Here is a 12,483-nt window from a genome sequence, read left to right as displayed (position 1 = left end):
ATTTCTGCCCGGAATCATCCGCGGACCATGCCCACGATCCCCGATCTCCGATCTCCGTGTCCCGTCAGCCGCCTCGGTGACGGTGGACGACTGTCGAACTGGTCGTCGAAGCTGGAATCAGTCGTCGACGGCGTCGCGGCCGCGGCGGACCAGAAGCGGGTCGGCTTCGTAGACGACCGAGGGGTCTTTGTCCTCATAGTCGAACTGGTTGAGGAAGTAGCGCATCGCATTGAGGCGGGCGCGTTTCTTGTCATTGCTCTTGATCGTGATCCACGGAGCGTGGTCGGTGTCCGTGCGGCGGAACGTCTCTTCCTTCGCCTCCGTGTAGTCGTCCCAGCGATCGAGGGACTCGAGATCCATCGGTGAGAGCTTCCACCGCCGCACCGGGTCGATCTGACGAATCGCAAACCGGGTCCGCTGTTCACGCTGGGTCACGGAGAACCAGAACTTCGTGACGTGGACTCCGGAGTCGATGAGCATCTTCTCGAACACGGGAGCCTGTTCCATGAAGGTCTCGTATTCGTCGTCGGTGCAGAATCCCATGACTCTCTCGACGTTGCCCCGGTTGTACCAGGAGCGGTCGAACATGACGATCTCCCCGCTCGTGGGCAGGTGGGAGATGTAGCGCTGGAAGTACCACTGTCCGGCTTCGCGGTCGGAGGGTTTGTTGAGCGCGACGACGCGGGCGGCACGCGGGTTGAGGTGTTCGGTGAAGCGTTTGATCGTTCCGCCCTTGCCGGCGGCGTCACGACCCTCGAAGACGATGACGTGTTTGGCGCCGGTGTCCTGACCCCAGTACTGGAATTTCAGCAGTTCGACCTGCAGTCTGTACTTCTCGAGTTCGTACTCTTCGCGGTCCATCTGTTCGCCGTACGGGTACCCTTCCCGCCACGTTTCGACGGCCCGGCCCATGGGGTCGATGAGGTGCGGATCCGTGGTCTGACTGTCCTCGACGGTGTACCCTTCGAGGCGGAGTTTGTCGATGTACTCCCGCAGATTCTCTTGGAACAGATTGTTCACGAGATCCTTCCCTTTCGCTGTCGACACCGGTGTGTGCCTCGTGCACGATAATGTGCCGAGATGAATATCAGGTTATGCGATCGACGTCGCGTCGCGGGATCATTCCGACGCTCAATAGTGGGGCCAGGGCGATGAGTCCGAAGGACAGCGGATAGCCGAACGCCGTCACCAGGGCACCGAATCCGGGGCCGAGCAGGGCCGACATGACGAACTGTCCCGTGTTCTGGGCTCCCAGCGCCTTGCCCGACCAACGTGGTCCGGCGGCTTCGGCGACCGAGGCGAAGGCCAGTCCGTTGTCGGCCACGGAGACGGCCGAGGCGAGGATGAAGACGACTGCGGCGACGGCGGGCAGGTCCGTCAGCGACAGGATGGCGATGGCCACCACGAAGATCAGGGCCGCGACGGCGACGATGCGCATGAGGCCGACGCGGGATCCCGTGCGATCGGAGAGCGCGCCGACGACCATGCGGCCGACTGCGCCGACGATCTGCGCGATCGCGACGATCGCTCCGGCGACGCCCGCGCCGATCCCCTGGACGACGATGAGCCAGACGAGCCCGTAGGTGGAGAACGCGAACTGCGGGACGACGAGGAGCGCGGAGACCGCATGGATGCGCCACAGGAAGGAATCGCTGCGGTAGGGATTGATTGCCGAGGCGGCGCTGGGCTTCCCCTCCCCCGCCGAGGCGGTGCCCGGTTCGTTCTGTCCGTGGCGTTCCGTCTCCGGTTCGGTGTCGCGGTCGGGGTCGGCCACCTCGGCGCGAGTGGGGGTCGGGTCCGGTGGGTTGCGGATGAGGGCGAAGCAGACGAGGGCGAGTACGCCGGTCACGGCGGCGACGAACCAGAGGTAGGCGGGGAATCCGCCGGCAGCGGCGATCCCCGGGATGGTCACAGCGGCCACGCTCGTGCCCAGGGGCTGGGACATCTGGCGGATGCCCATGGCAAGTCCTCGGCGGTGACGGGGGAACCAACCCATGACGACGCGGCCGGATGCAGAGTTCACCGAGGCGGCCGCGGCACCGGAGGCGGCGATGACGATGACCATCCAGATCGGCGAGTCGACGACGAGGACCGCGGCGGCCGAGAACACGGCGGTCAGCCCGATCCCCAAAGTCATCGCCAGCCGTTCGCCGAAACGGTCGGCGAATGCGCCCCAGGCGATGAGGGTGAGGATGAGTCCGAAGCTCGGTGCGGCAGCGACGGTGCCAGCCTGGGTGAGTGTGAACCCGAGGTCGGAGTGCATATAGGGGATGAGGAAGGCAGGTCCGGCGATCGCGATGGTCGCCGCCATCTGCGTGAGAACGCCGACGACGAGGATCACCCAGGCCTGCCGGGTGGGTCCGTTCGTCGTCATCGTTCCAGGTTAGCCGCGCCACCGGATCGTCCGCGGAATGTCTCAGATCGCGGTGGCCGGGCTTTGCCGATAAAGTGTGTTCTGAGCATTCCCCCTATAGCCCAATCGGCAGAGGCAGTCGACTTAAAATCGATTCAGTGTGGGTTCGAGTCCCACTGGGGGGACCATAGGAATCACTCTGACCTGCAATGATGCTTTTCGCGCGGATGAGTTGATTCCGATATGGAGTCGAGAACCCCACAGTTACCCATCTTCTTCGTTCCGGTTCTTGCCGAAATTTTATTGCTACTGATTATCATTACCAGGGTAGCGTGGCGACATGGCTGCTGATCACCCGTCACACGGCATTCCACCCAGCTCCTCCTCCGTGCACGATCGCTACTCGGCGAGTGCCGGTGCCTATGACCTCTTCACCGCGGCTTACAGGCCCGACCAGGTGGCAGCGTTGGAGGCTCTCCAGGCACATCTGAAGCCCTCAGCGGGACCGATTCTCGACGTGGGATGCGGATCGGGACTCAACAGCGCCTGGGTCCTCACCGAACTTCCCGAAGCGGAGGTCTTCGCAATCGAGCCGAGCCCGTCGATGCGTGCCCTCGCTCTCCAGCGCATCGCCGCGCAGCCGGAATGGTTCCCTCGGGTCACAGTGCGGCCGGAGGGCTTCTTCTCCGCCCCTCTGCCTTTGTCGATCGGCGGTGCGATCCTCCTCGGCGTGCTCGGGCATTTCGATGCCGGCGAGCGAGCCGCGGTCTTCGCCGAACTCGCTGCCAGGCTCACCGTCGGAAGCGCGGCGCTCATCGACCTCCAGCAGCCGGAGGCCCCCACCCGCGTCGAACCGTTCGTCTTCACGGCGGCGACGATCGGCCAGATCCGGTACGAGGCCATCGCCGAAGCCTGGCCGATCGGGGGCGAGCGGATGCAATGGCGGATGACCTACCTCGTACTCGAGGGCGAACGCGTACTCACCGATGACGCCATGGACCACATCTATCACCACCCCTCGATCGCCACGGTGACCGAGGAGGCGTCCGCTGTCGGCCTCGACATCAGCTGCCTCGGCGAAACGACGTTCTGGATTCTCAGCCGCCCGTCCTGACGCACGGGGACTGAGGCAGACCGGGACGATCCTGGCGGACGGGAACGGATCGCCCTCGCCGATCAGAGGAAAGTACGGCAAGATCGACGTATGCCACTCATCCTCCTCAGCTCCGACAGGACCCCGCAGCCGATCGCGTCGATCGACGACGCTGCCGCTCTCGCCCACCCGGGGCCCGCAGTCATCCTCTCCTTCCCTGCCTCCCCCGCAGAGACGTCCACTACCGAGGCATCAGTGGCGAATGCTCGCCCCCTGGCTTACCGGGAAGCCGGCGCCGATTGGGAGGAGATTGATTTCGAGGCCGCCGATCATTGGGTGCAGATGGGACCGCAGCTGCGCAGCCGCCTCGTCGAGGATCACCTCGCGACGCTCGACGTCGCCGAGTTCAAGATCGCCACCAACGGCGGCAGTGCCTCGATCATCACGAACAACTGGGTGTATTCTGGGTCCCCGCGTCTCTACCGTGTCGCCGGAAGACTGCGTGAGTTCGTCACGGTTCTCGGTGAACTCGGCTAGCCGCAGAGACGACTTTGATAGTGTTCACCCCACACCGATGACCCCGCATCGACCGTTCACCTCTCGGCCCCTGCGTCCAAGGACGGACCGCTCATGGCACTTCAGAGATCGACCACCACTCCCCTGACGGTCGCCCAGACCGATGCGCAGCTTCAGGCGACCATCGATTCCCGACGGCGACGCGCTGGTGGCTCGGAATTTCGACTGGGACCCGGCGCCTGCCTCGGTGGTGGAATCGACGCTGAGCAGCGGCCGAACGACCTTGTCCGTGACTGATCTGAGGTATGCCGGCATCGATTCCGAGGCCGACCTCGACGATGCGGAGAAGACGAAAGAACTCGGCCGCATCCAGGCGTATTCCTTCGACGGGATGAACGATGCGGGCGTGTTCATCGGACTCGCCGCCGACTACGAAGCGGAACCGGGCGTGACCGAAGGCCGCGAATGGATCGGCGGACTGAGCATCCAGCGCATGATCCTCGACCACGCCGACGACGTCGACGATGCGCTCGAGATCTTCGCTGCCTACAACGTCGACTTCGCCGGCGGGCCAGGCCTGCACTACCTGATCGCCGACCGTTCCGGAGCGAAGGCCGTTGTCGAATTCGACGCCGGTGAGCTGCAGGTCATCCGCCCTCCGGCCAAACAACCGTGGATGTGTCTGGAGAACTTCCACATGTCCACCGTCGCCGAGGCGCAGCGCAGCAGACAGCCCCGGTACGCGGCCTGCGCCGACGCCCTCGAATCGGCGGGCGGCCGGGTCTCCGTAGACGACGCCATCAGACTCCTCGACGACGTCCGCCAGGCCCACACCCAATGGCAGAGCGTCTACAGCCTCGGTGCCGGCGATCTGCGCGTCGTCGGCGAGTCCTCCCACGACTACGCACTCAGCGCATGAGACCAGGGCTCAGGCGCACTCGGCCCGCGGGGCCTCAGGCCTGCGCGGCATGCGGAGTCTCAGGCGCGGCCTGCCAGCTCAACCTCGTCATGGCGGTCCCGGTTCTCGACGATCTCCGCGACGTTGGCCTCTGCCCACTTCCGGAGCGCGGCCACGGGATCCTGCAGCGATCGCCCGAGATCGGTGAGCGAGTATTCCACCCGCGGCGGCACCTCGGCGAAGACCTCGCGCTCGATGAGGCCATCGGCGACGAGCGACCGCAGGGTCGAGGTCAGCACCTTCGGGGTGATCCCGCCGATGGCCAGGCGGATCTCGTTGAAGCGCTTCGGACCGGAATCGAGAATGTCGACGATGAGCACCGTCCACTTGTCACCGACGCGGTCGAGAACCACTCGGGTCGGGCATTCGGGGTCGAAGGCATCGCCTTCCCAGCGAACTTTCATACTCATAACCCAATAGTATCCTTGAGGTACTCGATATCCAAAAGATACCTTAGGAAAGTCAGACTACGACATCCACCGTGCACCGCAGTCGCGCCGCACGAAGAACGAAGGGACTCTTATGAAGATCGCACTCTTTGGAGCATCGGGAATGATCGGCTCTCGCGTCGTCGCCGAGGCGGCCTCCCAAGGGATCGAGGTCACCGCCATCACCCGGTCCGGCACCGAGGTGGCCGGAGCGACCCGCTCAATCGCCGGCGATATGGCCGATGCGGAGCTCGGAGCACGGATGGCCGCCGATCACGATGTCATCGTCTCCACCACCGGCCCCAGCCGCACGGGCGGGGACCACCAGGAATGGCTCGACGCTCTGTCGACCGTGGCCGAGGCCAGCGGCGATACTCGACTGTTCGTCGTCGGCGGTGCCGGTTCGCTGCTCGCCGGGGACACGATGCTCAAAGACACCGAGGGCTTCCCTCCCGCATACAAGGCCGAGGCCGAAACCGGCACGAAGGCTCTCGAACTGCTGCGTGCCGCCAATCCGTCCCCGTGGACGCTCATCTCCCCCGCCCCGGAGATCGCTCCGGGTGAGCGCACCGGTTCCTACAACGTCGAGCTCGAGGTGCCAGCGGGCGACTCGATCTCGGCCGAGGACTTCGCTGTCGCCATGGTCGATGAGATCGCCAAGCCTGCGCACATCGACACCCGCTTCACCGTGGCGAACTGAGCAGGACGCACTCGCAGCAGAGTCCGCAGAAATGACCGACGCCGGGGATGCAGATGCATCCCCGGCGTCGGTCGTCTCATCAGGGCTTGTCGCCGGATGGCACCGGCTGCCTCGAATCAGGCCTTGGCAGGTTCCTTCTTCGGCGCCGGCTTCGAGTTGGCGGCCTCGACGAAGTTCTTGCGCGGAACATCGAGGTCAGCCAGCGGCATGGCATCGCGGCCGAGGACGGCGCTGACGAACCAGTTGCCGAAGACCCTGACCTTGCGATCCATGGTCGGAATCGCGTAGCCGTGGTAGGCGCGGTGCATGAGCCAGGCGAGGAGTCCGCGGGCTTCGAAGTCACCCATCTGCGAAACACCCTTGTACAGACCCAGGCCTGCCACCGTACCGATGGTCTTGTGGAAGTACTGCTTGAACTCGGTCTCTCCGCGCAGTGCGGCAAGCACGTTGGCGGCGAGCACGGGAGCCTGACGCACAGCGTGCTGAGCGTTGGGCACGCAGAAGCCTGCCACTCCGCCGCCGGACAGGTCGGGAACGGCGGCGTTGTCGCCGGCAGCCCAAGCACCCTCGACGACACCGTCATCGCCCTCGACCCGCAGGTCGGCGCGTACGGTGACGTTGCCGCGTTCGTTGATCGGCAGGTCGGAGTCGATGAGCATCGGGTTGGCCTTGACACCGGCGGACCACACGATCGTGTCGGCGTCGAACTCTTCGCCGTTCGAGAGCTTGACGTGCTTGTCGGTGCAGTCCTGGAGGAAGGTCTCGAGGTAGACGTCGATTCCGCGTTCGCGCATGTGCTCGACGACCCAACGGGCCTGAGCTTCGCCGACCTCGGGCATGACGCGACCGAGGGCCTCGACGAGGACGAAGCGGACATCGGCTTCGGTCAGCGTCTCGTACTGGGCGATTGCCGAACGGACCATGTCCTCGAGTTCGGTCAGCAGCTCGATGCCGGCGAATCCGCCGCCGACGAAGACGAAGGTCAGAGCCTTGCGGCGTTCTTCGTCGTCCTCCATCAGAGCGGCGTCGGCCAGGCGGGAGAGGAGGTGATCGCGCAGCGCGACGGCTTCCTCGATGCGCTTGAGCGCGATCGCGTTCTCCTTCAGGCCCGGGATCGGCAGTGCACGGGCAACCGAACCGGAGGCGAGGATGATGTGGTCGTAGTCGAGTTCGAACGCTTCATCGTTCTCAGGTTCGATGGTGGCGAACTTCTCGGCGTGGTTGATCGAGGTGACCTTCGCGGTGATGACCTCGGCACCCGGCAGGTTGCGGCGCAGCGGCACCACAGCGTGACGTGGCTCGATCGACCCGGCTGCCACCTCGGGGAGGAACGGCAGGTAGGTCATGTACGGGTTGGGATCGACCACGGTGACGGTGGCTTCGCCCCGACCGAGGTTCTTCAGCAGATTCTGAGCGGCGAGCAGGCCGACTGAGCCGCCACCGACAACGAGGATTCGTGGACGCAGTTTTGAGTTTCTGATGAGTGCCATAATCCCATGCTAGACCCTTGTGAAAACTTTCACTAATTGTTTGCCTCACGGACTCGAACGCCCCAGATCAGAGCAGTTTCGTCACTCGCATTCAGCGGCGACGGCGGGCGAAGGAGACGATCGAGACGATCATGAGGACCACGGCGATCAGGGCTCCGGCACCGAGGACGGCGAAGCCGAGAGTCGGCGTCGACTGCGTGGCAACGATATCGGTCGGCGCGAGAGCCTTCGGGCTCTCGGTCTCATCCGGTGCTGCGGTTTCGGTCTCTTCTGCCTTCGCATCCCCGCGACGATGCATCTTCACCCAATCCGCCAGCTCATCCTCGGCGGAGGAGACGTTCTTGGGGACTTTCGCCTTGATGGCGCTCTGCGGGTCGACGCGCCCCCAGCCGACGATCGGGTCGGGCTTGCCCTTCTTGCTCACGCCCTTGTGACCGTCCACCGGTCTGGCGCTCGACTGCAGTTTGGCTCGGACCTCATCGGCGCTGAGGTCGGGGTTCTCGGAGCGGATGAGCGCTGCCACACCGGACACGACGGGTGAGGCGAAGGAGCATCCCTGGCCTTCGGCATAGCCGCCGCTGTAGTACGGAATGGGAATGTCCTTGGCCGGCCCCATGAGGTCGACGGCGGTGCCGGGGGCAGTCGAGTCGTCGAGGACCTTCCCGTTCTGGTCGAGTCCGCCCACCCCGATGACGCCGGGTACCGTCGACGGCGACCACGCCTGGGTCGCTCCCTGCGAGGCGTTGCCGACGCAGGCGACGACGAGCACGTCCTTCTTGTATGCGTAGGCGAAGGATTCGTCCCAGCTCTCGGGCCAGCCCGGATCGTCCCATCCCAAGGACATGTTGATGACCTTCGCACCGGAGTCGACGGCCCATCGGATGGCCTCATCGGCCTGTTCTCGAGTCGATCCGGATTCCTTGGGGCGGTCGGGGCCCAGCCACATCGACGCCGACAGGATCTCTGCGTCCGGGGCGACGCCGGTCGGTCCGGCACCGACTCCTCGGCCGGCGATGACTCCGGCGACGGCGGTGCCGTGGTGGATCGTGGTCTTTCCGCCGAGCGGGGTCTTTCCGTCCTTGCCCAACCCGCTGAAGTCCTTGGACTTCTTCACGACGCCTTTGAGGTCTTCGTGGTCGGCGTTGACGCCGGAGTCGATGACCGCGACCTTGACGCCCTTGCCCGTGGACTTCTTCCAGACCTTGTCGATTCCGTAGTCCTTGATGAACCACTGGCCGGGTCCGGCCTTCGGCGCGGCCATGACCGGCTGGGTGGTGCCGACGACGAGTCCGAGGACGACGGTCGTGACGGCAAGGAGTCGCGCGGCGGCTCTCACGAGCTCGTCAGCGCAAGGTCGAGCGCGGTCCCGTCGAGGATGTCGGTTTCGGAGATCCGAATATCCAGCGATCCTCCGTCGGCCGTCACGGCTTGGTCGAAGCGGGCGACGATCCTGGCGAAGAGCAGCGATCCGGCTCCGATGACGTCGACGCGTCCTGGATGCATATACGGCAGCTCCGTGCGTGCCCGGCGGTGCATGGCCAGCAGTTTTCGGGATTCGCCTGCGACGTCCGCGACGCTGATATGTGCTCCGTGGATGCGCTCTCGCTGATAGCTCTCGAGTCCGAGGATGCCTGCGGTGATGGTGGTGACGGTGCCGGCGACTCCGATGAAGGTGCGCGGGGCGGCGAAGTCGACGATCTGCGCGGCCTGGTCCAGCTGGCCGTCGATATCGGCCAGTGCTGCCTGGATCTGGTCCTGGTTGGGGGTTTCGACCGGCATGTGCCTTTCGGTCAGACGCACCGACCCGATGTCCATGCTCACTGCCGCTTGGACATCGTCTTGGCCGAGGACGAGCTCGGTCGAGCCGCCGCCGAGGTCCATGACGACATAAGGTCCGTCAGCATCTGTCAAGCCGACAGTGGCGCCGAGGAAGGACAGGCGGGCCTCTTCTTCACCGGCGATGACATCAGGGACGACGCCGAGGATCGAGAAGATCCCGGCGAAGAACTCATCGCGATTCTTCACGTCGCGGCTGGCCGAGGTCGCGACGAACCTCAGCTTCTCCGGCTGGTAGTCGGCGGCCACCTCGGCGAATTCCTTCGCCACGGCGAAGGTGCGCTCGAGCGCCTCAGGTGCGAACTCGCCGGTGGCGTCGACGCCTTGGCCCAGACGGACAATCCGGGTTTCGCGACGCAGGTCAGTGAGGGTGCCGTCGGCGGCGACATCGGCGATGAGCAGGCGCAGGGAGTTCGTCCCGCAGTCGAAGGCAGCAACACGCATGGCAGATCCTAGTCGGTGGATTCGGTGGTGGCAGCGGTCTCGGCCAGCGGTGGCACATCGCTCATGAACGACAGTGCGCGGTCGCCGATGGGGTTGATGCCGAGCCCGGCGGACAGCGAGTGGCCGACGAGGGCGTGGAGGCATTTGACCCGGTTCGGCATTCCGCCCGCGGAGTAGTCCTTGATCTCTTCGACCTCCGCCAGGCCCGCTGCGGAGCCGATCTCAGAGCGGACGTCGAGGTAGGCCCGGTGCGCGGCGGCGTAGGCGGCAGCGAGCTCGTCGTCTTCGCCGATCTCCGCGGTCCATTCGGCCATGATTCCCGATGCTTCCAGCCGCGAGCATTCGGCCACATAGGCAGGGTGGGTGAGGTAGAAGGTCGTCGGGAACGGCGTGCCGTCCTCGAGGCGCGGGGCGGTGGCGACGACGAGAGGTTCACCGGATGCGCTGCGGGCGGCGATGCCGACGACGCCTCGGGGAATGCGTCCGAGTTGGTCTTGGAGGACAGCGAAATCCGCCTCGGTGCACTCTGTGATCATCAGCTCTTCTCCACGGTGTTGCCGGTCTCCTGAATGGACTCCAGCAACTCAAGGTACCAGGCCTGCTTGCGAACCGGCCGTTCGGTCTCGGATTCCTCGTCCACGGCCTCTTGATTCGTGACGATGACCGCGTTCTTGCCCTTTTCCACGTAGTACTGGTCTTCGCGAGCCTTGCGTTTGATGTAGGCGGGGTCCCTGAGGTTCTCGTTCTTCTCTTCGAGGCTCTTGACCTCGGCTTTCGTCGTCTCGATCTCGTTATTCAGGGCCGCGATCTGCTGGGCCTGTTTGAGTGCGGAGTTCAGGGGCGAGAGGAACGCGAGGAGGACGATGGCGACGACGAGGAGGAAGACGCCCGTGCGCACCGACATGCGGCGGCCACGCGCCTCGGCGTCCGTGCCGGCATCGGCCTCGATGACCGGTTTCGGGCGTCGACGAGGGGTGGCTTTGCCAGGAGCCGATTTCGGGGCACTTCGTCTGGGCTTGCTCGGGACCATGCTTCTTTCCTCTGCGACTGGGGATCGGGGAAGAGTGTCGCAACATCTCCAAGTGTGCCGTGTCCGCATTCCCTGCGCGAGGATTTCGAGCTCGTGGCGTGTTCGATTCTCACGTATCCTCCGTCACGTCTCACGGTCTGCCCGGCTGCCGCCGTGCATCCCTCACCTTCACCTCTGAGTCCTCCCGGCAGCCACTTCTCCTACACCTGCCAACGCATTCCTCGCTGTCGGCGCCAACCCGCACTGTTCCAGCGGTGCGTTATGCGTCTCCTGGTGCCCGATGCCCGCAAACCGTCACCGGCAAGCAGGCAGAATGCGACCAGTCATCTCACGCAGCCCCTCCTCCATCAGAGATCTATCCACAGAGTTATCCACAGCCTAGAAACTATGGATTGCCGTTTACTGACGTTTATTGCATTTTGGATGCATGTATAAATTACTGAGCACTGATGACATCATTCGACTCGGATTCAATTATGGGGACATCAGGCGCGCCCGCAGATGTTGCCTCCGACGACTGTCGCAGGGCACATATCTGGTCCGCCGTGTCTGTGAGCTGGGCTTCCATCGCCCGCTCTGGGCGAGCATCGACGAGCAGATCCACCAGGTCTTCATCGAACACGGAGACATTCGGGACGAGATCAACGATCTCAGCGCCTCGGTGATGGCTCACTTCGCTCAACGTTCTGATCGGAGAACCGACGATGCGAAAGCGAACCCACCAGCGGAGATCTTCTCGCACATCTCCGCGGCCCTCATCCACAATCTGCCTATCTCCCACCCTGTCACTCATCAAGTCGAGGTCGTCCGGCCCGGCACCAACCGCAAGTTCAAGACCATCCACGTCCGCGGCAGTCGCATCCCGAAGAACCATCGCGCTACGATCGACGGCGCCGAGGTGACCACGCTCGAACGCACACTCATCGACGTCGCCCGCAGCTACAATCTCGACGTCTCCGTGCCGATGATCGATGATGCGCTGCACCGCGAGCTGACAACCAGAGAGAAGATCCTCACGACATTCGCCCAATGCTTGGAGAAGCGCAACTCCGCCAAAGTACGATTGGCCATCGATCTGTCCGATTCTCGTCGAGAATCCCCCGCCGAGGCGGTCGCCGCAGTGCGATTCTACGAACACGGGATCACAGGGCTGGAACCCCAAGTCACGTTTCACGCCGATTCATTGAGGCGCGATATCCGCGTCGACTTCTGTCACCGCCGGGCTCGACTCATCATCGAGATCGACGGCATCGGCAAGCTCTATCTCGGCTCCGGTGTCCCCCGCGAGGAGCTCGAACAGGAACGCCGTCGCGAGCAGTGGCTGCGCGACCAAGGTTGGCAGGTGATTCGGATCAGTTGGAAGGAATTGTTCGAGGAAGCAAAGTTTTATGACATCCTCCGCGTCATCCGCCGCACGCAGAACGCCACCGCCTGATCCCCGCCGCGGTCATTCGTGCCGCAGCACACCACTCAACCCGGGCGCGGCCGGACCCGCAGGCACGTCCCGCACAGTGGGTACACCTCAGGCCTGAGTCGCATCCCGCACCGTTGCTTATACGAACTCCCTCTGCGTCGGGCATATGGGCGCAAATGGCGCAATTCAGAGAGTTTCATCCCTCACCGTTGCTGACAGCC

General features: G+C 64.3%; 14 protein-coding genes and 1 tRNA gene. 7 read left to right on the top strand and 8 right to left on the bottom strand.

Features of this window, described 5'->3' with window-relative positions:
• Positions 1–117: 117 nt before the first annotated feature.
• On the bottom strand, positions 118–1,020 hold the full coding sequence (ppk2, locus tag AC3CD9_RS02900; protein WP_488366192.1) for a polyphosphate kinase 2: 903 nt from the start codon (positions 1,018–1,020) through the stop codon (positions 118–120).
• 67 nt (positions 1,021–1,087) lie between these two features.
• A complete protein-coding gene (locus AC3CD9_RS02895) occupies positions 1,088–2,374 on the bottom strand; it encodes an MFS transporter (protein WP_488366191.1) in 1,287 nt (428 codons plus the stop codon).
• A 90-nt stretch (positions 2,375–2,464) separates the two neighbouring features.
• On the opposite strand from AC3CD9_RS02895, the gene AC3CD9_RS02890 reads away from it, so the two are divergent.
• The 5 genes from AC3CD9_RS02890 (at position 2,465) to AC3CD9_RS02870 (ending at position 4,881) form a co-directional block, all read left to right on the top strand.
• Positions 2,465–2,541 (top strand) — tRNA-Leu (locus AC3CD9_RS02890).
• 152 nt (positions 2,542–2,693) lie between these two features.
• The gene (locus tag AC3CD9_RS02885; RefSeq protein ID WP_488366189.1) at positions 2,694–3,467 is read left to right on the top strand and encodes a class I SAM-dependent methyltransferase; all 774 of its coding nucleotides are present in this window, start codon (positions 2,694–2,696) and stop codon (positions 3,465–3,467) included.
• A 90-nt stretch (positions 3,468–3,557) separates the two neighbouring features.
• Positions 3,558–3,983 carry a hypothetical protein gene (locus tag AC3CD9_RS02880; RefSeq protein ID WP_488366188.1) on the top strand — a complete coding sequence of 142 codons (426 nt, stop codon included), beginning with the start codon at positions 3,558–3,560 and terminating at the stop codon, positions 3,981–3,983.
• A 93-nt stretch (positions 3,984–4,076) separates the two neighbouring features.
• The gene (locus tag AC3CD9_RS02875; RefSeq protein WP_488367595.1) at positions 4,077–4,259 is read left to right on the top strand and encodes a hypothetical protein; all 183 of its coding nucleotides are present in this window, start codon (positions 4,077–4,079) and stop codon (positions 4,257–4,259) included.
• The gene (locus tag AC3CD9_RS02870) at positions 4,171–4,881 is read left to right on the top strand and encodes a carcinine hydrolase/isopenicillin-N N-acyltransferase family protein (protein WP_488367492.1); all 711 of its coding nucleotides are present in this window, start codon (positions 4,171–4,173) and stop codon (positions 4,879–4,881) included. Before AC3CD9_RS02875 ends, AC3CD9_RS02870 begins: the two co-directional genes overlap by 89 nt.
• Before the next feature lie 59 nt (positions 4,882–4,940).
• Here the strand turns inward: AC3CD9_RS02870 and AC3CD9_RS02865 are convergent, their stop codons facing one another.
• Positions 4,941–5,324: a winged helix-turn-helix transcriptional regulator gene (locus tag AC3CD9_RS02865; RefSeq protein ID WP_488367491.1), complete on the bottom strand. Its 384-nt coding sequence runs from the start codon at positions 5,322–5,324 to the stop codon at positions 4,941–4,943.
• A gap of 118 nt (positions 5,325–5,442) precedes the next feature.
• On the opposite strand from AC3CD9_RS02865, the gene AC3CD9_RS02860 reads away from it, so the two are divergent.
• A complete protein-coding gene (locus tag AC3CD9_RS02860) occupies positions 5,443–6,048 on the top strand; it encodes an NAD(P)-dependent oxidoreductase (RefSeq protein WP_488366187.1) in 606 nt (201 codons plus the stop codon).
• Positions 6,049–6,164: 116 nt separating this feature from the next.
• Here the strand turns inward: AC3CD9_RS02860 and AC3CD9_RS02855 are convergent, their stop codons facing one another.
• From AC3CD9_RS02855 to AC3CD9_RS02835, 5 genes are all read right to left on the bottom strand, one after another.
• Positions 6,165–7,538 carry an NAD(P)/FAD-dependent oxidoreductase gene (locus AC3CD9_RS02855; protein WP_139469659.1) on the bottom strand — a complete coding sequence of 458 codons (1,374 nt, stop codon included), beginning with the start codon at positions 7,536–7,538 and terminating at the stop codon, positions 6,165–6,167.
• Between the two features lie 91 nt (positions 7,539–7,629).
• Positions 7,630–8,874: a S8 family peptidase gene (locus tag AC3CD9_RS02850; RefSeq protein WP_488366186.1), complete on the bottom strand. Its 1,245-nt coding sequence runs from the start codon at positions 8,872–8,874 to the stop codon at positions 7,630–7,632.
• Positions 8,871–9,818, bottom strand: a complete 948-nt coding sequence (locus AC3CD9_RS02845) for a Ppx/GppA phosphatase family protein (protein WP_488366185.1) — start codon at positions 9,816–9,818, stop codon at positions 8,871–8,873. The genes AC3CD9_RS02850 and AC3CD9_RS02845 overlap by 4 nt, the downstream gene beginning before the upstream one ends.
• Positions 9,819–9,826: 8 nt before the next feature.
• Positions 9,827–10,354 (bottom strand): DUF501 domain-containing protein, encoded by a 528-nt coding sequence (locus tag AC3CD9_RS02840; protein ID WP_488366184.1) that lies wholly within the window; start codon positions 10,352–10,354, stop codon positions 9,827–9,829.
• Positions 10,354–10,848 (bottom strand): FtsB family cell division protein, encoded by a 495-nt coding sequence (locus tag AC3CD9_RS02835; RefSeq protein WP_488366183.1) that lies wholly within the window; start codon positions 10,846–10,848, stop codon positions 10,354–10,356. The genes AC3CD9_RS02840 and AC3CD9_RS02835 overlap by 1 nt, the downstream gene beginning before the upstream one ends.
• A 427-nt stretch (positions 10,849–11,275) precedes the next feature.
• Between AC3CD9_RS02835 and AC3CD9_RS02830 the strand changes: the two genes are divergently transcribed.
• Positions 11,276–12,283, top strand: coding sequence for a DUF559 domain-containing protein (locus AC3CD9_RS02830; protein WP_488366182.1), 1,008 nt, complete (start codon positions 11,276–11,278; stop codon positions 12,281–12,283).
• Positions 12,284–12,483: the final 200 nt, after the last annotated feature.

The sequence above is a fragment of the Brevibacterium sp. MGP-B1 genome, from assembly GCF_057766545.1.
The sequence above is the reverse complement of the archived record's forward strand: the minus strand, read 5'-3'. Positions and strand labels throughout refer to the sequence as shown.